This window comes from Streptomyces sp. NBC_00859 (genome assembly GCF_045161865.1).
GTDB lineage: Bacteria > Actinomycetota > Actinomycetes > Streptomycetales > Streptomycetaceae > Streptomyces.
The window spans coordinates 1144739-1168473 of record NZ_CP108826.1 but is presented as its reverse complement, the minus strand read 5'-3'; the positions used below and the strand labels follow the sequence as shown (position 1 = coordinate 1168473).

23 protein-coding genes are annotated in these 23735 nt (G+C 70.1%); 6 read left to right on the top strand and 17 right to left on the bottom strand.

Annotated features, from left to right (window positions below; translation table 11 throughout):
• Positions 1-35: 35 nt before the first annotated feature.
• The 8 genes from OG584_RS04930 to OG584_RS04895 form a co-directional block, all read right to left on the bottom strand.
• Positions 36-1241: a saccharopine dehydrogenase family protein gene (locus OG584_RS04930; protein ID WP_405775361.1), complete on the bottom strand. Its 1206-nt coding sequence runs from the start codon at positions 1239-1241 to the stop codon at positions 36-38.
• The gene (locus tag OG584_RS04925) at positions 1231-2316 is read right to left on the bottom strand and encodes a saccharopine dehydrogenase (protein ID WP_405775359.1); all 1086 of its coding nucleotides are present in this window, start codon (positions 2314-2316) and stop codon (positions 1231-1233) included. The genes OG584_RS04930 and OG584_RS04925 overlap by 11 nt, the downstream gene beginning before the upstream one ends.
• A gap of 118 nt (positions 2317-2434) precedes the next feature.
• Positions 2435-3580: a cytochrome P450 gene (locus OG584_RS04920; protein WP_405775357.1), complete on the bottom strand. Its 1146-nt coding sequence runs from the start codon at positions 3578-3580 to the stop codon at positions 2435-2437.
• Positions 3581-3644: 64 nt separating this feature from the next.
• Positions 3645-4853 (bottom strand): acyl-CoA dehydrogenase family protein, encoded by a 1209-nt coding sequence (locus tag OG584_RS04915; RefSeq protein WP_405775355.1) that lies wholly within the window; start codon positions 4851-4853, stop codon positions 3645-3647.
• A 52-nt stretch (positions 4854-4905) separates the two neighbouring features.
• Positions 4906-7143 (bottom strand): iron-containing redox enzyme family protein, encoded by a 2238-nt coding sequence (locus OG584_RS04910; RefSeq protein WP_405775353.1) that lies wholly within the window; start codon positions 7141-7143, stop codon positions 4906-4908.
• Entirely contained in the window at positions 7143-8105 is a 963-nt protein-coding gene (locus tag OG584_RS04905) for a 3-oxoacyl-ACP synthase (protein WP_405775351.1), read from the bottom strand. The genes OG584_RS04910 and OG584_RS04905 overlap by 1 nt, the downstream gene beginning before the upstream one ends.
• On the bottom strand, positions 8102-8995 hold the full coding sequence (locus tag OG584_RS04900; protein WP_405775349.1) for an isocitrate lyase/phosphoenolpyruvate mutase family protein: 894 nt from the start codon (positions 8993-8995) through the stop codon (positions 8102-8104). Before OG584_RS04900 ends, OG584_RS04905 begins: the two co-directional genes overlap by 4 nt.
• Before the next feature lie 44 nt (positions 8996-9039).
• Entirely contained in the window at positions 9040-9831 is a 792-nt protein-coding gene (locus tag OG584_RS04895) for a thioesterase II family protein (protein WP_405775347.1), read from the bottom strand.
• A 533-nt stretch (positions 9832-10364) separates the two neighbouring features.
• Between OG584_RS04895 and OG584_RS04890 the strand changes: the two genes are divergently transcribed.
• Complete coding sequence (locus OG584_RS04890; RefSeq protein ID WP_405775345.1) at positions 10365-11120, top strand: LuxR C-terminal-related transcriptional regulator; 756 nt, start codon at positions 10365-10367, stop codon at positions 11118-11120.
• A gap of 81 nt (positions 11121-11201) precedes the next feature.
• On the opposite strand, the gene OG584_RS04885 is transcribed toward OG584_RS04890, so the two are convergent.
• Positions 11202-12203: a DMT family transporter gene (locus OG584_RS04885; protein WP_405775343.1), complete on the bottom strand. Its 1002-nt coding sequence runs from the start codon at positions 12201-12203 to the stop codon at positions 11202-11204.
• Between the two features lie 837 nt (positions 12204-13040).
• Here OG584_RS04885 and OG584_RS04880 point away from each other — a divergent pair.
• Positions 13041-14045, top strand: coding sequence for a TIGR03842 family LLM class F420-dependent oxidoreductase (locus OG584_RS04880; protein ID WP_405775341.1), 1005 nt, complete (start codon positions 13041-13043; stop codon positions 14043-14045).
• A gap of 29 nt (positions 14046-14074) precedes the next feature.
• Positions 14075-15601, top strand: a complete 1527-nt coding sequence (locus OG584_RS04875) for an NCS1 family nucleobase:cation symporter-1 (RefSeq protein ID WP_405775339.1) — start codon at positions 14075-14077, stop codon at positions 15599-15601.
• A 3-nt stretch (positions 15602-15604) separates the two neighbouring features.
• Here the strand turns inward: OG584_RS04875 and OG584_RS04870 are convergent, their stop codons facing one another.
• The 4 genes from OG584_RS04870 to OG584_RS04855 all read right to left on the bottom strand — a co-directional run bounded on the left by OG584_RS04870 (position 15605) and on the right by OG584_RS04855 (position 18868).
• Positions 15605-16654, bottom strand: coding sequence for a biotin/lipoate A/B protein ligase family protein (locus tag OG584_RS04870; RefSeq protein ID WP_405775337.1), 1050 nt, complete (start codon positions 16652-16654; stop codon positions 15605-15607).
• A 197-nt stretch (positions 16655-16851) separates the two neighbouring features.
• Positions 16852-17610 carry a phosphatase PAP2 family protein gene (locus OG584_RS04865; RefSeq protein ID WP_405775335.1) on the bottom strand — a complete coding sequence of 253 codons (759 nt, stop codon included), beginning with the start codon at positions 17608-17610 and terminating at the stop codon, positions 16852-16854.
• Positions 17607-18212: a phosphatase PAP2 family protein gene (locus OG584_RS04860; protein WP_405775333.1), complete on the bottom strand. Its 606-nt coding sequence runs from the start codon at positions 18210-18212 to the stop codon at positions 17607-17609. The genes OG584_RS04865 and OG584_RS04860 overlap by 4 nt, the downstream gene beginning before the upstream one ends.
• Complete coding sequence (locus tag OG584_RS04855) at positions 18209-18868, bottom strand: DedA family protein (RefSeq protein WP_405775331.1); 660 nt, start codon at positions 18866-18868, stop codon at positions 18209-18211. The genes OG584_RS04860 and OG584_RS04855 overlap by 4 nt, the downstream gene beginning before the upstream one ends.
• Positions 18869-19026: 158 nt before the next feature.
• On the opposite strand from OG584_RS04855, the gene OG584_RS04850 reads away from it, so the two are divergent.
• Together OG584_RS04850 and OG584_RS04845 are read left to right on the top strand one after the other, a co-directional pair.
• Complete coding sequence (locus tag OG584_RS04850) at positions 19027-19398, top strand: BlaI/MecI/CopY family transcriptional regulator (RefSeq protein WP_405775329.1); 372 nt, start codon at positions 19027-19029, stop codon at positions 19396-19398.
• Positions 19399-19417: 19 nt separating this feature from the next.
• Entirely contained in the window at positions 19418-19840 is a 423-nt protein-coding gene (locus OG584_RS04845) for a hypothetical protein (RefSeq protein ID WP_405775327.1), read from the top strand.
• Between the two features lie 123 nt (positions 19841-19963).
• Here the strand turns inward: OG584_RS04845 and OG584_RS04840 are convergent, their stop codons facing one another.
• The 3 genes from OG584_RS04840 to OG584_RS04830 form a co-directional block, all read right to left on the bottom strand.
• Positions 19964-20083, bottom strand: coding sequence for an LPFR motif small protein (locus OG584_RS04840; protein ID WP_405775325.1), 120 nt, complete (start codon positions 20081-20083; stop codon positions 19964-19966).
• Positions 20084-20262: 179 nt separating this feature from the next.
• The gene (locus OG584_RS04835) at positions 20263-20607 is read right to left on the bottom strand and encodes a hypothetical protein (RefSeq protein ID WP_405775323.1); all 345 of its coding nucleotides are present in this window, start codon (positions 20605-20607) and stop codon (positions 20263-20265) included.
• Positions 20608-20726: 119 nt separating this feature from the next.
• Positions 20727-21590 carry an oxaloacetate decarboxylase gene (locus OG584_RS04830; protein WP_405775321.1) on the bottom strand — a complete coding sequence of 288 codons (864 nt, stop codon included), beginning with the start codon at positions 21588-21590 and terminating at the stop codon, positions 20727-20729.
• Between the two features lie 358 nt (positions 21591-21948).
• Between OG584_RS04830 and OG584_RS04825 the strand changes: the two genes are divergently transcribed.
• Complete coding sequence (locus OG584_RS04825) at positions 21949-22881, top strand: endonuclease/exonuclease/phosphatase family protein (protein WP_405775319.1); 933 nt, start codon at positions 21949-21951, stop codon at positions 22879-22881.
• A gap of 116 nt (positions 22882-22997) precedes the next feature.
• On the opposite strand, the gene OG584_RS04820 is transcribed toward OG584_RS04825, so the two are convergent.
• Positions 22998-23495 (bottom strand): nucleoside deaminase, encoded by a 498-nt coding sequence (locus OG584_RS04820; RefSeq protein WP_405775317.1) that lies wholly within the window; start codon positions 23493-23495, stop codon positions 22998-23000.
• Between the last annotated feature and the right edge of the window lie 240 nt (positions 23496-23735).

Sequence of the window (23735 nt, the reverse complement as noted above, 5' to 3'; positions counted from 1 at the left end):
GGGGGTCGCACAGCGGCCGGGCTGTTCCGGCGTGGTCATGCGCCGGCTCCTCCCGGAACTGTGTCGCTGAAAGTGCCGCGCAGGCCGTTGCGGTCCAGGAAGGCCATCCAGTGAACGGCCTCCTCGTGCGACCGGCCGGGGCGGTTCAGGCCGGCCGGCAGCGCATCCGCCAGCAGCCGGGTGATGCCGTGGGCGACCGGCAGCGACACGGCGAGGGCCATCGCGCTCCCCGAGTCGTCACCGGTGAGGTCCATCAGGTACGAGCCCTGCCAGCGCTTCCCGTCCGGTGCGCGCACATCCAGCGCGACGGAGAGCACCACCCGGTCGCGGTCGGACTCGGTGGTCGGATGACGCTCGGCCAGTTCCTCGGCGAGCAGCCGGATCTGTGCCTGGTCACCGGCGCTCACCACACGGAAGACCGGCTCCCAGGCTTCGCGCCAGCCCGCGTTGCGCAGGGTGCCCCGGACGAAGGTGCGCAACCGCCAGCCCTCGGGGATGCCGTACTGGTCCACGAAGGGCACGCTGTCGCGGTTGGGGTAGACCTCGAAATCCTCGCTGCCCAGGCGGTGGACGGCGGTGGCCTCCCACGGGCGGGGGACGGTGGTCTCCACGCCGCCGGCGACATGACGCGCGGCTGATCCGAGAGCGGCGAGCACACCGTACGGCGCCCAGCTGAAGCGGTACCGGAACTCATTGGGAACGGCCGGGATGCCACCGCAGTAGGACGTGAAGTCGACCGCGTCGGCCGTGTCTCCGATCGCCTCGCGGGCCCTCTCGACCAGCAGATGGGCCATCAGGTGGTCGATGCCCGGGTCGAGTCCGGCCTCGGCCAGCACCACGACACCCGCCGCGGCGGCGTCCTTGGCCAGCGTGGCGATCTCCTCGGAGACATAGCTGGTGCACGCGAAGTGCGCTCGCCGGTCGACGGCCAGGCGCAGCAGTCGCGGATGTTCGGTCGCGGGCAGCATGGACACGACCACGTCCCCGGCGGCCACGCCGGCCTCCAGGGCCCCATCGGTCAGCGCCCGTACCTCCGCCCGGCCGGTGAGCTCCAGAGCGGTGAGCCGCTCGGCGGCACGCTCGGCGGTACGGTCCCAGAGCACGACACGGTCGGCCTGCTCGCACAGCAGCGCGAGGCCGCGGCGACCGGTCGAGAGACCGGTGCCGATCCAGTGGACGGTGCCACTGGCGGGCACCAGGGCCGGGGCAGCCGGTGAGGTGGGAATCGGGTCAGCGGGCATTGGTGTACTCCTTGCCTTCGTGGGGGGCGCTGTCGTCGCTCTTCCCGGTCCCGGCGACGGCGGTCGCGAAGGCGTCGCGGCAGCGCGCCCAGACCGGGTCGGCGCCGCTCAGACCGGCCAGCAGGGGCCGCAGTTCCGCCGAGAAGGCGCGGCTGGCCTCCACCGGAAGCAGCGACGGCAGATTGTCGATGGCGACGAGGTCGGCCGGCCGGTCGCCGTCCCGCAGGCGGCGTACCGGCCTTTCCCAGTCGGTGAGTTCGGTGTAGACCGGCAGGACGTTGCATGCCGATGTCACGTCGCACGTGACGTCGGCCACCAGGGAGAGGCGGCGCGGTCCGTCGAGGTCCTGGCCGGTCAGGAACGGCGGCGCGGGGCGCGACATCAGGACGGTGTTGACGAGGATGTCGTGGTCGAGCAGGGCTGCGCGGTCCAGGTCCGCGGTCTCCGCCATGTCCCACCGGGTCGGTGTGAAGCCGGCCCGCTCCAGGGCGTCGCACGCGCCGCGGCCGCTGCGTCCGAGTGCGCCGACGACCAGCGCGCTGCCGGTCGTGCCCGGCTCCGTCAGCAGGGCGTCCAGCGTGCCCAGATCGGTCGGGCGCAGTGGGGTCTCAAGGCGCCGGCGCCGGTGCAGTACGGCCAGTGCCGCGCCGACGTAGCCCGCCCAGTAGCCGAAGGCCGCCAGCCGTTGGCCGGTGTCGGCGGTCAGGTACTCCAGGTCGAGGAGTGTGCCGCCGCCGGCCGTGAACCTGCCGAGCAGCTCGCAGGCACCCGACTGCCCCTTGTAGGCGTGCCCGAAGTAGATGTGACGGTGAGTCAACGAAGCGCAGTCCGACGGGAGTTCCTTCAGGCCCAGGATGTGCGCCTCCGCGGGTGCCTCGTCCCAGGCCCCCGGCGGCGCCGTATGGCAGCCCGCGCTGATGTAGTCGTCGAGGGCGAAGGCCCGCTGGGCCGACTCCTCCACGGTGACCTGGATGCCCTGGCTCACCAGGAGCGCTGCGTCCTCGGGTACGAGGGGTGCGCGGCGCTCGCTGGGCCGGGACTCGGCCCGCATCCAGAGATGCAGCTTGTCCGACATAGGTTTCATTCCCTTGTTCAAGGGTCAACTGCTGACTTTGCGCCATAAGTTCACTGAAACAGGGCAGGGGGCAGCCACGGCTGTGCTCATGGCGGAACAGCTGAGGGGCGGCTGCCCGCTACAGCACCGGGATCCGGGCGTTGGCCAGTGGCCGGTACGTCACCGAGCCGGTCTGTGACAGCAGCCCTGCCGGGTCCACCCCGCAGTCCAGCAGGGTCTCGGTGACCGCCCCGGCCACCGACACCGCCAGACGCTGTCCGGGACATCGGTGGGCGGCCGCTCCGAAGGTGAAGACCACGGGCGCCGTGCGGTCGGTCCTGAAGGTGTGCGGATCGGGGTTGACCGCCGGGTCCCGGTTGGCGGCCGCGAGCAGCACGAGCACCTGCTCACCCGGCGCCACCTCGGCAGTGCCGTGCCGGAACGGCTCGGCGGCGAAGCGGCGGGTGTTCTGGATCGGCGCGTCGTGCCGGGACACCTCCTGCACGAAGGCCTCCGTCGCGGCCGGCGTCTTCGGAAGCTCCTCGCCCCTGGCCTGCGCCAGCAGTGTGTTTCCGATCAGCCCGGCCGTGGCGTCGTACGTCTGGGACAGGAACCCCACCGCGTTGGCCAGCAGCGGAGCGGTCCGGCTCCAGGCGGCGTCCCGGGCCGCCCGTACGAGCGCGGCGAGCAGCCCGTTCCCCGCAGGATCCGGCCGGTCGATACCGGGACCCAGCAGTGTCCGGAGCCCGGCCGCCGCGAGCGCGGCCACCCGCTGCTGCTCCGGCGTGGCCAGCGCGGGGATGCACTGGACGAAGTCACCGGTCAGCCGGGCGGCCTCCGCCGACCCGTCGGCGTCAAGCCCGCACAGCGCCGCCACCACCCGGGCGGGTACGGCGAACATCAGCTCCTCGAAGGGGACTTCGCCCCCGTCCTTCAGAGCTGCCCTCGTCTGCTCGGCGGCCAGCCGGGCGGCGTACGCGGTGTCGGCGCTGCTCAGTGCCGCAGCGACCACCCCCTTCAGCCGCTGCTGGAGGCCGCCGTCGGTCATCCGCACCAGATCTCCGAAAACGTCACCGGCCGCCGTACCGACGATCCCGGCCGGTACCGGGTCGGCCACCGGACGGACCCGCAGGGCAGCGGAGCCCAGTACGGCACGCACGGCCGCGGCGTCCGCCGCGACCCAGGCGCCCACAGCCGGGTCGAACGCGAAGGGGCGCTCGGCCACCAGTTCGGCGTAGCCGGGGTACGGGTCTGCCAGCCTGACTGCTTCGATCGGGTTGTTCACCGGAGGTGCTCCTTGCCGGGTGCTCGGTGTGCGGTGTGGCGGGGCCGGTCGGCCGGATGGGGTGTCAGAGATAGCGGGCGGGAAGTCCGGCGCGCCGGGTGTCGATGGTGCCCGCGATCGTCAGCCGCATGACCTCGGAGGTCCCCTCGTATATGCGCAGGGAACGGATCTGCCGGTAGAGACGCTCGGTGACGCTGTCAGCGACGACACCCGCGGCCCCCAGCAACTGCACCGCGGAGTCGACGACGTGCTGGGCCTCCTCGGTCGCGTACAGCTTGGCGATGCTCGAGTGCCGGGCGAAGCGTCTGCTGCCGTGGTCGGCCTCCCAGCCCGCCCGCGCCACCAGCAGCGCCGCCGCGTTGAGCCGGACGTCCATGTCGGCCAGTGACGCCCTGGGCAGCTGGAGGTCGATCAGCTTCCCGTTGCCGATCCGCCGGGTGCGCGCATGGGCCAGCGCGGTGTCGGCGGCCCTCCGGGCGAAGCCGAGCGCCGCGGCGCCGACCGTCATCCGGAACCGCTCCAGCAGATCCATGGCGATGATGAAGCCCTTGCCGGGCTTGCCCAGTACGGCTTCCCGGGGCACCCGGCAGTTCTCGAAGGAGAGATGCGCGAACGCACGCGGTGCGACGGCGTCCAGGCGCTCATGGGCACGCACCCCGGGAGTGCCGGCCGGGGTGATCAGGAAGGCGCTGAGTCCGAGTGGACCCGGCCCCTCACCGGTGCGCGCGACGACGACGTACAGATCCGCGATTCCGGCATTGGCGATCCACGCCTTCTGCCCGTTCAGGACGTAACCGCCGTCCACGTCCCGTTCGGCCCGCAGCCCGACCGATGCGACGTCCGATCCCGCCTCCAGCTCGGAGACCGCGAACGCTCCGATCAGCGAGCCGTCGGCCAGTCGCGGCAGATACCGCTCCTTCTGTTCCTCGCTGCCGTACCTGATGATCGGTGTGGCGGCGAGGGACTGGATGGAGAAGGCGAAGTCGGCCAGATCCTCCGCGTAGGCGAGCGCCTCGCGCATCAGGCCGATGGCCCGGAAGTCGCCGGGGTGGCCGCCGGACGCGGACGGGTCGAGGAAGGCGAGCCAGCCGTCATCGCCGAGCATGCGCACCAGCCGCCGTCCGGCCTCCTCCGGGTCCTCCTTGCGGACGTCCTTCCACTGGGGCGCGCGGTCGTCGCACCAGGTGCCGATGGCGTCCGCCAGCCGGCGGTGACCGTCGTCGTAGAAGGGGAGGGCGAGTATTTCCTGATCGAAAGCGCTGGTGAGTGGCAAGGGTGCTCTCCGTGCGGGGGAGGATCGCGGGTAGCGGACAGTGCGGCAGGCGTCAGATGAGCAGTCCGGCGTCGTCATCGGCGGGCTGCTGCCCGGCGCGCACCCGGTCGACCAGCTTGTGTTCGACGAAGTACGCGAAGGAGGCGTAGCCACGCCAGATCCGGCGCCACTCCCTCTGGACCGCTTCCTCACCGGAGTTGCGCCGGACGTCGTCGAGGTAGGAGACGATGATGTCGGCCGACTGGCGGGCGTGTCCGGCGGAGAAGTTGTCGATCGACAGGTGGGCCTGCTCATAGCCGGCGTCGAGGTGGTGACGGCGCAGTTTCTGTATCTCGTGCAGCCGCATCGCGCCGAGGCCGAACATCTCGATGCCCAGGTTGTAGCCGAGGATCTCGTTGTAGAGGGAGTCGGGGAAGAGCGACAGGCACACCTGGTGGATGGAGAATCCGTAGAGCCCGTCCGGCAGATCGCCCTGCTCCAGGAACTCCTCCTGGCGGATGTGCGGCAGGTGGATGTCCATGCTCGCCAGCACCTGGTGGATGAGCGTGATGTGGTTCTTGCCGATGTCGCCGCGGCCCATCTCGTCGGCGTAGATGGAGAACAGCATGTGGTCGCTCTGCCGGTGGTTGCGGCCGAGACCGCCGATGCGCTGGGCCCAGGTGCCGTCGACCAGGCTGCCGAGCGCGAAGGTGGTCTGCTCGAAGATCACGGTCTCGCGGTCGGGAATCTCCGTGAGTGGCTGGTACGGGTCCACCAGCTTGTCCCAGTAGACCGCGTCGACCCGTGCCATGAGCGCCTCGGGCGTGTAGTCGAAGTACTCGGCGTCCGTGAGGACTCCGCCCGAACCGTGCGTGAACAGCAGCTCGGCCTCGGCGAGGTTGGCCTCGGCCACCTCCCGGGCAGTGCCCAGGATGTGCGGGAACCGCTCGGCATTGACCACGCGGTGGAACAGCTGCCGGTCGTCCAGCCCGGACGGGGCGGGCGCGAGGACCGCATCGGCCGGGTCACTGCTGTGCAGCACCCCGGCCCAGGCACGGGCCGGGCCGTCGCCCGCGGTGTTCGGACGGAAGTCGAGGTCCGCAGGGTCACCCGCCTCGATGGCCCGCGCCCACTCGGTGAAGACGGCCGCCTCGTGTTCGTCGAAGATGCCGAACATCGGCCCGCCGAACTTGATGGACCGCAGGAACCGGCACACGCCGTCGCGCGTGGGTCTCATCTGGCGGGCCTCGCGGAACTGGCCGACGAAGGCGGCCAGATCCACGTCCTCGCCGTCGAGCCACTCCGTCAGCCGCCGGTCACCGAGGCGGACACTGCGGTGCTGGCGGCCCGCGTACGGTGCGTGCCGGGCGACGATCCGTCCGACTCTGGCGTCGAGCGACAACCCGTCGTGCCAGTCGGCCAGCTCGCCGAGGAGCGCGATGTGCTCCCGCTCCAGGCGCAGCACCAGGTCGACCGCGGCTGCCATCCGCTGCCGGTCCTGTGCGCCCGTCGGTGAGCTCTCGGTCAGGGCCAGGTACTCGGACAGCGCCGTGCGTGCCTCAGCTTCGGCCAGGAAGGGAGTCTCCGTACCCAGCAGCGAGTCGTCGACGCCCAAGGCGTTGAAGGCGTAGTGCACGCCGACCACCTCGGGCAGGAAGGATGCGGGAAGCCGGGAGAGCGCGAGATGGAAGGAGGCATGCAGAGCGGTCAGCGGGCGCGCCTCGGTGTCCTTCAGGAAGTGCGCGGCCTCGATCTCGGGCAGATACACCTCGCGCTCGGTGAGCGCCCGCCGCCGCTGGGCCGCCAGCCCGCGCTCGGGGGTGCCTTCGCCCTGCAGGAAGAAGTACTGGCCGAAGAGGCGGTTGACGATGACCGAGGGCTGGGTGGCGGTCTGCGAGACGTTGTCCAGCCAGCAGTTGGCGAGCAGCATCAGGGGCGCCCGCTGGCGCAGGACCAGGCGGTACGTCTGGGGCGCGCGCTCCCGCAGACCGGCGATGACGGGTGCGACATCGGAGCGGGTCCGCCGGACCCTGGCGGCGATCGTGTCCGCGCCCGGGTCGCCGTCACCGGGGCCCGTGGCCGCAGCGGCGCTGCCGGTACCGGGCAGTGGCAGGAAGGCGTGCAGCGCACGGCGGGCGACGAGCAGGGCCGTCTCGCTCTCCTGGTCGTCGAGGAGCCGGCGGAAAATTCCGGCCGGCCCGGTGGCGAGGACCGCCGTGGCCTCCTCGGCGGCCGCAGGACTGAACAGGAAGTCCGTGCGGGGCAGCGAGGTGGTCAGGTCCGGGAGGGGAAATCCGGCGTACGCGTTCATCAGGACTCCGGGGGTTCGTCGCTCGTCGGCTGCTGGGCGGCGGACAGCTTGCGCAGGAGTACGCAGACGCGTACGCCCGGCACACTTGATGCCAGAAGGTAGTGACCGCCGTCGCGCAGTTGTCCCGCCTCGGCGCGGTCCACGAGATTGATCAGAGGGTCGGCTGCGAAGCAGTGGCCGACACGGGAGATGTTGTCCAGGAACAACTGGTCTGCGCTGAAACCGGCTTGACGCTCTTTCAGGGCGATGATCGGTTTGAACAGGTTGGGATGCAGAACGCCGTCCACGTCCTTGAGGGTCAGGTCGAGGGGCGCGAGAACACGGTCGTTGGCAACCCGGGTCAGGTCCGAGCTGATCTCGTTGGACCAGGGGAGCGAGGGCGGGTCCTGGGCGGACGAGCCGCCCAGGATCTCGTACGTGTCCGTCCCGTACGGCCGGGTGCTCACCAGACAGGCGGCCGAACCGTCGCTGAAGAGCGCGAAGTTCTCCATCCTGTCCGCCTCGTCCGTGACCCGGTCGGTGGTGACGACCAGTACCGTGCGGTGCTGCCCGGAGGACACCAGCGCCTGGGCCAGGCGCAGGCCGACCAGCAGATTCGTACAGCGGTTCAGGGTGATGCCGGTGAAAGCGGCATCAGCGAGTCCGAGGCCGGTCATGACGGCCCGGACGAAGTCCCCGTGGGAGTGGGGGCCGCCGGGAAACCGGGTCGAACAGAGGACGAGGGCGTCGACGTCTCCGGGCTCCGCCCCGGCCGTGGAGAGCGACGCCCGGCCGCTCTCCACGGCCAGGTCCTCAAGACTCCTGCCGGTGCGGTGAACCGTTCCCCAGCCCCATAAGGAGGCCTTGGCCGGTATCCGCAGTTCGGCAGCGCGTTCGGTCAGATCCGCGATCGAGGTGTGGTCGGCGGGGTTCTCGCCGAGTGTGTAGCGGGGGGCGGACAGATGGACGGATGTGGCGTTCACCGTGCGGAGTCACTCTCCTGACCGGGAGGTCGGGCCGGCGTCATCATCGCGTTGACTTCGGGATAGGGGATGGCCTCCGCCCCGAAGCCGAAGGTCCCGTCGGTGCGGATCTCCTCGGCCGCGCGGACGAGTGAACCGAGCGCCGTCCGGGCCATCGCCGAGCCGACGCTGATCCGCCGGACACCGAGCCCGCCGAGCTCCGCCACGGACAAGGGCAGGGCGGGTGAGCCCATCAGGACGTTGACGGGGCGCCGGACGGCGGCACACACCGCACGCACCGAATCGGCGTCCGGCAGGCCCGGTGCGTACAGGACATCGGCGCCCGCCGCCTCGTACGCCTGAAGCCTTCGGATGGTGTCCGGGAGGTCGGACCGCCCCTGGAAGAAGTTCTCGGCGCGGGCGGTGACGGTGAAGGGGAAGCCGAGTTCCCGGGCGGCGGCGACGGCCGCGGCCACCCGTTCCACGGCTTCGTCCAGGGGACGTACGGGATCGTCGGCGCGGCCGGTGGAGTCCTCGATCGAGGCACCCACGAGGCCCGCCGCCGCAGCGAGGCGGAAAGTCTCGGCCACGTCCCGCGGGCTGTCGCCGAAACCGCTCTCCAGGTCGGCGGAGACCGGCAGATGCGTCGCGGCCACGATCTCCGCGGCGTTCGCCAGGATCTCCCGTCTGCCGACCCGGTTCGCGCCGTCCGGCAGGCCGAGACTGTAGGCAAGTCCCGCCCCGGTGGTGGCCAGTGCGGAGAAGCCGAGTCCGGTCAGCAGTCGTGCGGTTCCCGCGTCCCACGGGTTGGCGACGACGAAGGGTTCGGTGCGCTCGTGGAGCCGGCGGAAGGCGATGGCGCGAGCGTGCTGGTCACCGGGATCGAGAGTGGGGGCAACGGGCTGGTTCACGGCAGGAGTTCCTCTTGCTGCTGGTGTCGTACGGTCCGGCACGGTCAGATGAGTTCGACGTGCCCGTCGACAGACTGCCTGATTCCAGGCGCTTCGGACAGCAGCGACCGCAGGATGTCGGTGACGGCCCCGGGGCGGTCGTTGAAGTAGAAGTGGCCGCCGTCGATCCAGTGCTGGACCGGAGCGCTCAGACATTCCCGGTCCCAGGGCCCCAGTTCGGCCTCGCGGACGTGCGGGTCCTCGCGGCCGTTGATGAGCGTGACGGGTACGGACAGAGGGGCACCCGGCCGGTAGGCGTACCCGGCGACCATGCGGAAGTCGGTGCGCAGATGCGGCAGAAGCAGCTCCTGCAGAGTCTCGTCGTCCATGACCTCCGGCGGCAGTCCGCCGAAAAAGCCGACGGCCTCCGTGAACTCCCGGCCCTCCAGCCGGGCGGCCTCGACGACGCGCCGGGTCGGCAGCAGCGCGGGGGCCGAACAGCCGGAGGCGACCAGATGGCGGAAATCAGACAAGTGGCCGATGCGTCGGGCGACTTCGAAGGCCAGTACAGCGCCGAGGCTGTGTCCGAAAAGGATGAAGGGGCGGTCGGCGGTGGCGGCGATCTCCTGCGCCACTCTGTCGGCGAGTTCCGTGACCTCGGTGACGGCCGGCTCCCGGTAGCGGCGGCCACGTCCGGGCGGGCAGAGGCCGGCGACCTCGGCCGCGCCCGCCAGGGCGGGCTGCCAGCTCTGGAAGGAGCGCGGGTTACCCCCTGCGTGCGGGAAGCAGTAGACGCGAGCGGCGGGCCCTGAACCGGATTCTGCTTTGTCCGACACGAACCAGGAAGACTGGCTCATTTGAGTGACCGCGCGGGAGTGACGGCGTTAAGCGGGCTCGAATTCCAGCCAACATCTCCCTGAACCTTCACTTCATCCGCTGTCCGGTGAGTGCCGCTCAAGCCCACTGTGGAGACGGTGAAAACGCCGCCTACCAGGGTTGTGGCAATGAGCAGGGAGGTGGCGCGGATCGTCAGGGCTGCCTGGAGTGACGTACGGAGACGTAAGGGTAAAAGGTGTGACCGCATTTCGTGAAGCCTCTCAAAAGAGGGGGACAAGGGCCCCCGGCTCGTTTATGTGAGGGTGAAGGCGATGACTGCGACCGCCCTTCCTCACTGTTGCCGCTTCACTGACTTAGACTCAAGCTTCGAGATGGCTCAGATTTCCACGGTGCCGAAACCTGATGCAACTCAAAAGCCATGTAGCGGGAGAAACCAGACATTCAGTCCATGTCATGAGGCCCTTCGGGCGCCAGAGGACTCATCAAGACGGAGACTTGGAGAATGTGAATGGAATATAAAATTCCGGATGGTCCGGAGGGTATGCAGCAGCTCATGGCCGAGCATCTGCAGGCTCTCTCCCGGCTCATTGCCGTCGAACCGGCCGACCCAGTCGCTGTACCGGCCGCACCGCCAGTGGCACAGGACGGCCCCCGCATCACCTACCACTACGGTCTCGAAGCCATTGCCACCGCTATCGACGAGGCGATAGCCGGCGCACGCACGGAGATCCTGACTGCTCAGCCGGACGGGCCTCGCCCCGGGCCCGTTCTGGACGACGCCCTCGAGGCGGTACGGAGACAGATCGCGGGTGGCGTTGCGATGCGCACCCTCTATCAGCACACCACGCGATTCGACGAAGCGACCAAGAATTACGTGAGGGCGGTCTCCGACTACGGAGTCCAGGTGCGCACTCTCGCCGAGTTCTACGACCGGATCATCATCATCGACAGTGCTGTGGCTTTCGTCGCCGCCAATGAAAGCCGTACGGACGCGGTGGCGATCAGGGAGCCCGCCATCGTCCGATTCCTCAATGATATATTCGAACGGTCGTGGGACCGGGCGAAACCCTTTCCTTTTGTTTCGGCCCATGCCGCGATGGCGGCAGAGCAGGTAATTCCTTCACTCCGGCAGTCGATCAGCAAGCTGCTGATCGCGGGATATCCGGACAAGCAGATCGCTCGCAGGCTCGGGATCAGCGAGAGGTCACTGCAAGGGCATATCTCGGCGATGAAGCAGAAGCTGGGGGCGCACACCAGAATCCAGTTCGGCTACGAACTGGGCAGGAACGAGACCACGCTCATCCTGTGAAGCGGCGGACGGAGAGCCGTCGCGCAGGGGGCCGCATGTGAAGTGCGGGGCGGGGGTGTCAAGCCCCCCGCCCCGCACTCCCTACAAGCCTGATCCGTCGGTTCCACCGGTCTCGACGGGCTGATCGGGCGTCTTCACCGCGGTGCGCGCCTCCGCCGGAGCGGGCGGCACGACGACTTCTTCGGGGCCGCGCCGGCGGAAGCCGGGCATGCGGGATACGGCCACGCCACTGAGGCAGATGGCGCCGCCGAGGAGGGTGACCCAGCCGGGCACCTCGTCAAGGGCGATCCACGAAATGAGAATCACCACGGCGGGGACCGCGTAGGTGGTCGCGCCCATCTTCCCCGCGGTGGTCCGCGACAGCGCGTACGCCCAGGTGCTGAAGGCCAGCGCGGTGGGGAAGAGCCCCAGGTAGACGACGTTGAGCGTGGCCGACAACGGGGCCTTCGACAGATCCGTCACCAGCTGGCCGCTGAACGGCAGGCACGCCACGGCGCCGATCAGGCAGCCGTATGTCGTCACCTGCATCGGCGTCGCATGCCGCAGCGCGGGCTTCTGGAACACCACGCCACACCCGTACGCCACGGCCGCCAGCAGGCACAGAGCCAGACCCAGGATCGAGGACGATCCGCCGCCGGAGGTCGAGAAGCCCACCACCACCGCCCCGACGAACGACACGGCCATGCCGGCCAGCAGCAGCGGCGGAAACCCTTCCTTCAGGAACCAGCCGCCGAGCAGGGCGATCACCATCGGTCCCACATTGACGATCATGGACGCGGTTCCCGCGTCCACCAGCTGCTCGCCCCAGTTGAGCACCACCATGTAGACGCCGAACCAGAAGACGCCCGACGCCGCGATCCCGGGCCACGCCTTCCGGGGCGGCACCCCGCCCCGTTTGGCCACCAGCAGACAGACCAGGGCCACTGAGCCCGTCAGCAGCCGCCCCAGCGCGAGCGCTCCCGGTTCGAAGTAGTCGGCGCATGCGCGAATGGACACAAAAGCGGAGGCCCAGAGCACCACGGTGACCGATGCGGCGGCCAGCGCACGCCGATCCATTCCGGAACGTTCGGGTAATGAGTTCATGTGAGCAAAGTAGCGTCGTTGCCCCATCGCGGTGGCCCGTTGGACCCATGGCCGTGGCGCCGTGTTGACGCCGGACCACGTGCAGGCCCTGCGGAGGAGTGTCAACATCTGGCCGGATGTGGTCGCGCCGGCCCGGAGCCGCGACTCTGCGGCCGGGATTGCGGTGAGCGTCCTGCTGTCCTACGCCAACTGATGGTTTTCAAGGCACAGTTGACGGTGCGCATGGCGGTGTCGAGCCTTGGGGCATGTCACGTCGTGTTCGGAGCCGGTGCAGCGGAAACCGGTGCGCTGACGCCCGGGACCGACCGGTACGGGTTCGCACGCGCAACGCTTCGTATACGGAGGGGCGGTTGCCGTGTCTCAATATGGCCCATCGGTGTGCCGGTCAGATTTTGCCCAGTCCGTAACGAGCGGCGAAGGGAGGGGCGCCCAGCCCTTGGGTTCCTGCCCGGAAGGGCCTGCCGTCCGATACTCGGCGGCGAGAGCGGCAGGCGACTTCGGTGAACGTCTTCCCAAGGCCCGGCAGGCGGTTCAGGATTGTCCTCTCGCGACTCGCCCGTGGACGTCGTCGCGCAAGGTTCGGCATGGCCTGATGTGGAAAGATCTCCCGGGGCGCAGCACTCGACGACAGCGTCCGCAGAGCCTTCACCAGCGCGCGCCTCCAGGGGCCTCGGGACCGGAGTTCCGGAGAGGGCGGTATGAGCACTGGGCTATGCCGGCGGCACGCCTCTGCCGCCTCTCCCCGCGCTGGGGACGCCACCGGCCCCCGCGCCGCCCTACCCCGGCCGCTCCTTGCCACGTGCTGGAGAATCCGCCCTCGTATCCAGGAGCCCCGCATTGGACTTCGGACTTGTCCTGCAGACCGATCCCCCCGCCTCGGCCGTTGTCGGATTGATGCGACGGGCGGAACGCAACGGGTTCCGCTACGGCTGGACCTTCGACTCGGCCGTCCTCTGGCAGGAGCCGTTCGTCATCTACAGCCGCATCCTGGAGCACACCACCGATCTGATCGTCGGGCCCATGGTCACCAACCCGTTCACCCGGACCTGGGAGGTCACGGCCTCCACCTTCGCCACGCTCAATGAGATGTACGGCAACCGCACGGTCTGCGGTATCGGGCGCGGTGACTCGGCGATGCGGGTCGCGGGGCGCAAGCCGAACACGCTGGCCGCACTCGGCGACGCGATCGGCGTCATCAGGGATCTGGCCGAGGGCCGTGAGGCCGACGTGGACGGTCGGCCGCTGCGGCTGCCCTGGGTCGAGGACGGAAAACTGCCGGTCTGGATGGCCGCGTACGGCCCCAAGGCGCTCGCGCTGGCGGGCAGGGTGGCCGACGGGTTCATCCTCCAGCTCGCCGATCCCTTCCTCACCGAGTCGATGGTCGCGGCGGTGCGGACGGCGGCGTCCGACGCGGGCCGGGACCCGGACTCCGTCAAGATCTGCGTCGCGGCGCCCGCGTACGTCGGTGACGACCTGGAGCACGCGCGTGAGCAGTGCCGCTGGTTCGGCGGGATGGTGGGCAATCACGTCGCCGACCTGGTGGCCCGCTACGGAGAGCACTCCGCTCTGGTCCCCGACGCGCTCACCGCGTACATCGAGCGGCGTGAGGGGTACGACTACAGCCACCACGGCAGGACCGGCAACCCGGACACCGCGTTCGTACCGGACGAGATCGTGGACCGCTTCTGTCTGCTCGGACCCGCCGAGGCACACATCGAGAAGCTGCGGACGCTGCGGGCCCTGGGCGTGGACCAGTTCGCGCTGTACGCCATGCACGACGCCCGCGAGAGCGTCATCGACACTTACGGCGAGCAGATCATTCCGGCCCTCGCCTCTCACTGAGCCTCACTTCCGACCAAGGCGGCCGATGTATGACGGACACCGGAATATCCCAGGCCGGACCGGGGCGCGACGACGCGGCGTCCGACGGGCGGTTCGCCAACGCGGACCTGCAGCCCGTCCCGGAGCCGGACCGCACCTGGACGACCTACAACTTCGCAGCCCTGTGGGTCGGCATGGCACACAACATCCCCTCGTGGACGCTCGCTTCAGGGCTCGTCGCCCTCGGTATGGACTGGAAGCAGGCCGTCCTGACCATCGCGATCGCCAATGTCGTCGTCCTCGTGCCGATGCTGCTCACCGGCCACGCCGGCCCCAAGTACGGCATACCCTTCCCGGTCCTCGCGCGGGCTTCCTTCGGCCTGCGCGGAGCCAACCTGCCCGCGCTGGTACGGGCCGCCGTGGCCTGCTGCTGGTTCGGTATCCAGACCTGGATCGGCGGCCAGGGCATCTTCGTCCTGCTCGGCAAGGTCTTCGGCGGCGGGTGGGCGGACGTCACGACCGTCGGCGGCTACCCGTGGACGCTATGGCTCTGCTTCGGGGTCTTCTGGGCGGGTGAACTGGCCATCATTCACCGGGGGATGCAGACGCTGCGCCGCTTCGAGAACTGGGCGGCGCCGTTCGTTCTCGTAGGCGCAGTCGTGCTGCTGGTCTGGATCGCCCACAAGGCGGGAGGCTTCGGGCCGCTGCTCGACCAGCCTTCGGAACACGGCTGGGGCCCCGGCTTCTGGCGGGTCTTCTTCCCGTCACTGATGGGCATGATCGGCTTCTGGTCGACACTGAGCCTGAACATCCCGGACTTCACCCGCTTCGGGAAGGGGCAGCGCGCCCAGGTATGGGGGCAGGCCCTGGGACTGCCGACCACGATGACCGCTTTCGCACTCCTGTCGGTCTTCGTCACCTCGGGCTCGGAAGCGGTCTACGGGACCGCTGTCTGGGATCCGGTCGCGCTGGTCGGCAGGACCGACAGCACCTTCGGCCTGCTCTTCGGCCTGGTGACGGTGCTCATCGCGACGGTCTCCGCGAACCTCGCGGCCAACGTCGTCTCACCCGCCTACGATCTGGCCAACCTGCTGCCGCGACTCATCAACTTCCGTACCGGCGCGCTGATCACCGGTGTCGTCGGAGTGCTGTTCCTCCCCTGGAAGCTGACGTCCACGCCCGAGCTGTACATCTACACCTGGCTCGGTGTGGTCGGCGGTGTGCTCGGTACGGTCGCCGGCGTTCTCATCGCCGATTACTGGATCGTCCGCCGCACTGTGCTGGACGTCGCCGACCTCTACCGGCCAGGAGGCCGCTACTGGTACACCGGCGGCTGGAACTGGCGGGCGGTCGCGGCCTTTGCCGTGGGCGGGCTGCTGGCGGTCGGCGGCTCCTACTCCACGGTGGACGCGCACGGCGCGAAGCAGGGGCCGTTCCCGGTGGACGGGCTCGTCCCACTCCTCAAACCGCTGGCGGACTACGGGTGGGCCGTGGGCCTGACCTCGGCGCTGGTGCTGTACGCGCTGCTGATGAGAGGTGCGCCGGGCCGGCACGGACCGCGGGAGCAGGTCCGCTGACCGTCACGGCACCCGAGCCGTCCACTCCTGGCTGCTGAACTTGGTCGCCGCCAGGTCCCGTGCCCGTGCCATCTCATCGGCGGTCACACTGCCGTCGGCGAGACCGTAGCGCCTGCGGAAGGCCCCGATCATCCGCTCGATGACCTCCGCGCGCGGCAGGCCCGTCTGCCGGGCAAGCGGGTCGACACGCTTCCCTGCGCTCGCGGTGCCCTTGCCGGACAGCTTCTCCCGGCCGATGCGCAGCACGTCGGCCATCTTGCCGGCGTCGATGTCGTAGGCCATGGTCACGTGGTGCAGCACCCCGCCGCCGGCGGTGCGCTTCTGCGCCGCGCCCGCGATCTTGCCCACATCGGTGGCGATGTCGTTGAGCGGCTGGTACCAGGCCTTGACGCCGATGCCGGCCAGCGCGCCGAGCACCCAGTCGTCCAGATACGCGTAGCTGTCGGCGTACGAGAGGCCGGACACCAGCGACTCGGGGACCGAGAGGGAGTAGGTGATGGTGCTCTGCGGCTCCACGAACATCGCTCCTCCGCCGGAGATCCGGCGGACCACCGCGAAGCCGTGGCGCTCGGCTCCGGCCGGATCGACCTCGTTGCGCAGGGACTGGAAGCTGCCGATGATCACGGCAGGGGACGCCCACTCCCAGACCCGCAGGGTGGGCGGGCGGCGGCCCGCCGCGACCTCCGCGGTGAGGACCTCGTCCAGCGCCATGTGGAGAGCGGGGGGCTGCGCCGGGTCGTGGATCAGCTGCCAGTCGTGGTCGCTCCACTCGGTGGCCCCGCTGAGGGCCCGGCGCACGGCGATGGCGATGCCATCGGGGGAGAGACCGAACAGCACCGCGGTCTTGGGCAGGGCGGCGGTGAGGCGCGCGGCGAGCCCGGCGGCGTCGGTGTGGGCCGGCGCGCCTTCCAGGGCGGCGTCGATCTGCAGGATCGCCTCGTCCGGTTCGAGGAAGAAGTCCCCGGCCACCCGGACGTTGCGCAGTGCGCCGCCCTCGACATCGAGGTCGACGACGACCAGCTTGCCGCCGGGCTCCTTGTACTCACCGTGCACAGCCCTGCCTCCAGATCTGCCCGGCCGCCCCGTGAATCCGGCGCGAGCCCGTTCCCGCCACCGACAACGCCGCAGCAGACGGGGCAATTCCGCGGTGGGACCCGCTCGGCCGGAGCCGTGGCAGGCGGCTTCGGCGTCCTGGCGGCCGGGACATCGAGCCGCGTGGATCTCCGCGTCCGGAGTCCGCCGCCCCACGGTCAGCCCGTTTCCCGCGGAGGGCCGCCCGGTGAGCCGACGGCCCCGGCGGAGCCGCCCCCGGCGCGGCGCGAGCACGCCGCGTCCCGCGTTCGAGGCGTGCTCTCCCCCGAGGGAGCGCGGAGCGCGGGACGGTACCTGGCCGCGAGCCGGAAGCAGACGGCGAGCCAGCAGAGGGCGAACAGCCAGCCGCCGACCACGTCAGTGGACCAGTGGACCCCGAGGTACACCCGGCTCAGCCCGACCAGTACGGCCCAGCAGCCGATTGCGGTCACGATCGCTCTGCTGCCCCGCGGCGCCCGCAGCAGCACCGCCGCGATGAGCAGACCGGCGGTGACGGCGGACGTGGTGGTGTGCCCGGACGGGAACGACCACCCCGTCGCCTGGGTGGCCCAGTCACCGACGGGCGGGCGAGGCCGCGCGATCAGGGACATCACCCCGTACCGCACCACCTGGGCCAGGCCCAGGCAGGCGAGGCAGACGGCGCCGGCGGTCACGCGCTGCCGCGCGTCGCGCCCGGCGAGCACACCTGCAAGTACGGCCAGCAGATACGCGACGACGCCGGTGCCGGTGCCGGTGACACCGCGCGCGGCGGCGACCGCCACCGGCGGCCGGTGCCGCACCGACCAGGAGAGCAGTCCGCCGTCCGTCAGCAGCGGTGTGCCGTGGTGGCCCGCCACCACCATCGCCAGCAGCACGAACGCCACCAGCGTGCCCACGGCTGCCGACACGGCCAGATCGCCGGCGTTCCTCCGGTTCACGACGAGACCAGCAGCGGCCGCAGCCTGGTGTCCGTGAGCCGCCTGGCCAGGGCTTCGGGCCGGCGGCGCAGAGACGTCGCGAGTACCAGCGCCACCAGCGCGCCCACCAGGGCGCCGGCTGCGACATCGTGCGGATAGTGGGCGCCCACCCAGACCCGGGAGACCGCCATCGCGGCCGCGCAGACCAGGGCGGCCGCGCCCAGCCGCCGGGAGACGAACAGCAGGGCCACCGCCGCAGCGAAGGAGAGAGCCGCGTGGTTGCTCGGGAAGGCCCAGTCGCCCGGTGCCGGGCACGCCTCCAGTGTCGTCACATGCAGGCTCCGGCACGGCCGGTCCTCCCGTACGGCCGCCTTGACCGCGTCGTTGACGCAGTACGCCAGCACCACGATCACCGGGACGGCCAGTGCCATCAGCCCGGCGGTCGCTCCCTCACGGCGCGCCCGCCACCACCCGGCGACCATCAGCACGGCGAACAGCACGAGGCCGTAGCCGGACCAGACGGACACGGCCGAGTCCAGCCAGCCGGGGGCGCGATGGGCCAGACCGACCGTTCCGGTGTAGAGGCCGCCGTCGACGGTGGATCCGTCGAACGCGGAGTTCATCCGGCGGCTCCGTCCGTGCGCGGGCGGTTCTTGCGGGAGCGCCGCAGTTCAAGGGCGAGGGGCAGCAGGGACACCAGGACGATCACCGCGATGATCGGCAGCAGGTAGTGGTCCACGTTCGGGATGGATGACCCGAGTGCGTATCCGGCGAGCACCAGGCCCTGGCTCCAGACGAGGCCGCCGACCACCTGCCAGACCGTGAAGGTCCTGAGCGGTACGGAGAGCGCGCCCGCCATCGGGTTGAGCACCGTGCGGACCACCGGGACGAAGCGCGCGAGGACGACGGCCTTCGCGTGGCCGTATTTGCCGAGCAGTTCCTCCGCGCGGGCCGCCCCCTTCCGCAGATGTTCCGAGCGGCTGCGGGCGAGCAGGGCGCCTCCCGCCTTCCGCCCAATCAGATAGCCGCACTGGGCTCCCGCGAGAGCCCCCACAGCCGATGCGAGCAGCACCATGGGCAGCGACAGGCTCAGGGTGCCGGTGGAGCTCCCTGTGCAGAGCAGCCCCGCGGTGAACAGCAGAGTGTCGCCCGGCAGGAAGAAGCCGACCAGCAGGCCGGTCTCGGCGAACATCACCACGGCGATTCCGGCCACGCCGAAGGCGGACAGCACGGACTGCGCATCCAGGATGTTCACCGCGAGGGAAGAAGCTGTGAGCAAGGATCCCGGCCTTTCCGGTAGGACGGACGAGGGACGGCCCGGACGCCGCGCCGGACCGGCGGTGCGGGCCGGGCCGACGGGTGACGGACCGCACCGAAGCGACTACAGTTCAGTAGACGGTCTACGTAACTGTAGACGATAGCGGTGAGGGGCGTTCCATGAGCGGCAGCAGCGCCGGACGTCGTCCGGCCGGTGTGCTCGAAGCAAGCGTCGTGGCGGCCCTGTGGGCCGCGGACGCCCCGCTGAGCCCCGGCCAGGTGCGGCGCCTCCTCGCGCTGCCGCTGGCTCGGACCACCGTGACGACGATCCTTGCCCGGCTGCACCGGAAGGGTGTCGTCGGCCGGGAGCGCTCGGGCCGCGGCTTCGTGTACGTACCGCTCCAGGACGCACAGGGGCTCACCGCGATCCGTATGCACCGCGCGCTGGAGAGCGGCGGCGACCGGCGGACCGTGCTGGCCCGCTTCGTCGCCGACCTCAGCTCCGACGACGAGCGCCTGCTGCGGGAACTGCTGAACGACGGCGGGGCGTGATCGCGGGTACGTTCCGTTCATGGAGCGCAATGAACGGCCAACCGCAGCCGCGTCGAGGTGGCTCGTCCGCACCACGGCCACCAGGTACTTCGCGCTGGCGGGGATCTTCTTCGTCTGGGCATTCATCTGGCTCGTCTGGGCGCCGAAGCCGTACGCCTGGATCGCCACCGTTCTGTGGATCGTCATCTCCGTGGTCTTCGTGGCTCAGGGGCTCCGGCTGCGCAGGGAGGCGGACGTCCAGCGGGGCACCGAGGGCACAGATCACGATGACACGGACCGCGACGATACGGACCGCGACGATACGGACCGCGACGATACGGACCGCGACGATACGGACCGCGACGATACGGACCGCGACGATACGGACCGGGCCGACGGTTCCGGCGGCGCCGGCCGGGGTGACGGCGACGAGGACGGCGGTCGCCGCCACGGCGCGGAGTGACGGTCCCGCGCGGGTGACGCGCGGGACAGCGACGGCCGGCCGGGCCGGCGGAGAGGGAGCGACCCTTCCGGCCCAATCAAGGGCCGTGAGCGGCGCAATGAATCCTGCGGTCTCCGCCCGGCGTCAGCGGCCGCCCCCGGATGCGCCGCCGAAGAGCCGGGCGAGGGCCCTGAAGGGAAGCGAGACCACGGAGGCGATGGTGCCTCCGATGGCCCGCAGTACGTCCGCGATGGCGCTGAGCATGACTCCTCCTGGGTGTCCGGCCGAGCACTGACGGCTCCTCGACGGGGGACCGTGGGACCCACGTGGCGTACGCGTGGCCGGCCATCGAGGTGCTGCCCGTACGCCAAGTCTCCTCCCGATCCCCGGGTGCAGCAGCGCGAGCGGGGGCGCGGTGACCCGTCGCTTCGAGCCGCGTGGGGTCAGTCGCCGCCCTCGTGGTCGCTGCCCGCGTCCCCGGCGCCGGTCTGGGCATTCGCCGTCCGGTCCACCTCCAGCCAGGAGTCCGCGTTCGAGTTGTCCACTTCGAGGGCGGCGAGGTGCGTGGGCAGCGTGATGGACGACACCAGAAGAGGGCTCTCCGCGGCGGCAGCCGGCACGCCCTGGCCGCAGGCGGCGCTGATGGCCAGGCCGGCCGCTGCCGACAGCAGGCTCCGGACCGCCGCCGGGGCTGTAGCCCGGCGGGGGCGGGCCGCGCCGGGCGGGACCCCGCCGCGCGATGGAACGGAGGGGAGCGAAGCGGGCGCGGATTCGGGAGGGGATGTCACCGTGGGGCCTCCTCACGGCCACCGCGGCGAGACGGTGGCCGTCGGTAGTGGTGGTGCACGACTGTCATCGGGTGAGGGGGCCGCGAGCCGGGCTCACGGCGGTGCGGTGCGGGCAGCCGTCAGGAGCCGAGGAGCGAGGGGGAGTCGTGGTGGCGGCTGATGTTGCGCTCCAGCAGCCGCGTCGACTCCGGCACGCCGATGCTCCGCTCGCCGCCCGCCTCCGGGAGGCGCCCGTCGGCCGCCTTGAGGTTCCGCATGGCCGTGTCGATGGCCTCGTGGGCGGCGAAGAGGCACGGGGTGGAGTAGATCGCGACGTCCACGTTCAGGGCGTCCAGCTCCGGAAGGGACAGGCGGGGCGACTTGCCGCCGGCGATCTGGTTGAAGAGCAATGGCTTGTCACCGATCACGTCGCGGATACGGCGGATCCACTCCACGCTGCGTACGCCGTCGACGAGCACCACGTCGGCGTCGGTCTTGGCCAGCGCCGCGGCCCGGTGGAGGATGTCGTCGTCCTCGACCGCGTCGGTGCGGGCCACCACGACCATGTCCCCGCGGCACTCCAGCACCATGTTGAGCTTGTCCAGGTACTCCCCGAACGGCAGGACCTGCTTGCCGTCCGCGTGCCCGCAGCGGCGGGGGCGCTTCTGGTCCTCCAGGATCACGCCGGACGCGCCGGCCCGGTTCAGGCGCTGCACGACGTGGCAGGCGACCTCCGGATCGACATACCCGTCGTCGATGTCGACGAGGAGGTGCCGGCCGGGAAAGGCCAGGCGAAGCCGCTCGACGAAGGCGACCATGTCGGGCCAGGCGATGTAACCGATGTCGGGAAGACCGTAGTGAGAGGCGGCGAAACCGAATCCGGAGACGAAGAACCCGTTGTAGTGACCGGCCGCGACGGAAGCTGAATACATGTCGTAAATACCGATGAGCGGCGTGGTGCCCGGTGCGGAGATCTCCTCGCGCAGCGCGTTTCCATAATTCATCGAAGCTCCTGAGGCTGTAGTCCCGAAGAGTTCTATTGCTCTTCGCTTGACCCTGAATTTACAGACTCTTGACGTTCCAATCGGAAGTACTGGATCGCTCGCGCCCCCCGGGGAGACGTCACGGAGCGGCCCGGTGCGTCTGCGGAGAATCGTTTCTACCTGAGGGCTGTTCGGATGATGTGCAAAAGATTTCCGCCCGGGACGCGCGGGCGTGTTGACCGTCGCCGCCCAATGGGTCCGGGTGACTGTCCGGCGGGCGGAACGGAAGTCAAGTCAGCTTGCAGGAAGCCTAGTTGGGGGCAGTCGGTCTTGTGTGCCGGTGTCGTGCCGCGTATGTTGACGCGCTGTGCTGCTGTCGATGAAACGTCTGCGTACCGTCCTCCTGGGGCTCCTGCTCGCCTTGGCCCTTTCCTCTGCCGCGACCACCGCCACGGCATCGGCCGCGGGGTCCCCTTCCAATCCCGATCAGGCCGACGGTCCGGGAATCCTCACGATCGAGCAGCTGAACATGTGCATGTGGGGTTCCAAGGAGACCCCCAGCTGTTTCCCCAACACGTCGGGTGCGGCCGTCGACAGTGCCGCCTGGACGGCTGAGGAGAAGCGCGTCGCCGCGCTCAAGCGTGCGTCGGTCGCCACCCAGGTCTCCCGGCACATCCCCGACGTCATCACCGTCAGCGAGGGCTGCCTCGGTGATCTGCGCAGTGTCGCCGACACCATCGGGTACCAACTGGCCTATCAGGAGACCGGCGCGGGTACGGACAACAGGCCGCGCGACTGCACCGCGGGGCGTGGCGTCGGGGTCAACGCCATCCTGGCGAAGGAAATCACCGGGCCGGGGCCGCACGGGTACTACGAGAATCCCGGCTGGCGCTCCTACCTCTGCGCGCAGGTCGGCACGTCGGAGTGGCCGTCCGTCCGGGTCTGCACCACCCATCTCTCGCTGAAGTCCCAGGACAGCCACCAGGCCGTCGAATGCGCCGCCCTGCGGGATGACGTCCTCACCCCCACCGCCGGGCCCACGGTGTTCGCGGGGGACGTCAACATGGCCGGCTCCGGCGAGAACTGCGCTCCCGGTACCCACAGCGGGCTCAAGGACCTGGAGCGCTCGGCGGCCGACCAGAAGGCCAATCCGACCGACGGCCTGCAGCACATCTACTACTCCGGCTTCTGGCGGCAGAGCTGCGGGTGGTCCTACACCGTCGAGAACACCGACCACGAGGGCTTCCTGCTGGAACTCGGGAAGTCGACGCCGGCCGGCGGTCTCGGTGAGTGCTGGCGCGGCATCCGCTGACCGCGGCGAAACGCGGCGAAACGCGGCGCACGCGCCGTTGGGCCGGTCCGCCGCCCGTTGAGCGGGGTGTCCTCCGTGCGGTGATCCGTCCTCGGGCGCGAAGCGGGCTGCCCGAGTCAGGAGGCCGGTGTTCCTGATACGCGGCGCTCGCCGCCGTTGCGCTTCTGCCACGCCTTGTACACGTCGGTGGCTGCTTCCCGTGCGTCGTGGCGCATGGGGAGCCGGCGCTCGGTGTAATCCTTGGCGAACTCGCCGTAGAAGGAGTCGAGTTCGAAGTACTTGCGGTCGTCCACGTAGTGCGGCTCGTAGGCCTCGCGGGTGGTCAGGAAGACGACCTCGTCCGGTGAGCAGTAGTACAGAGCGCCCAGGCACATCGGGCACGGATGCGCGAGTACGTAGATGGTGGCGCCGGTCAGGTGCTCGGTGCCGAGCTTCGTGCACGCCTCACGGATGGCGAGGACCTCGGCGTGTGCGGTCGGATCGCTGGTCTGGGCCACCAGGTTCGGGCTCTCGGCCAGGATCTCGCCGTCCCGGACGATGACGGTCGCGAAGGGGCGGCCGCCCTCCTCGACGTTGCGGCGGGCAATGTCGATCGTGCGCTGTTCGAAGTCCATGGGTTCCTCCGGGGGAGGGCAGCGGGGCTGCCCGGTGGGTCGGGTGTGACCGAGGGGGACGGCCGGCCGGATCGGGACGGCCGGCCGGGGACGGGCGGAAATACCGCTGGAATCGCCCGACACCGCGGCGAGGTCGTGCACGGACCGCTCCCTCCGGCACCGCCTTCCTGTCCGGCTGGCTGAATCAACAGTGCCTGACCTGGTGGTATAGCGTCCAAGACGTATAACCGATCGCTGCGA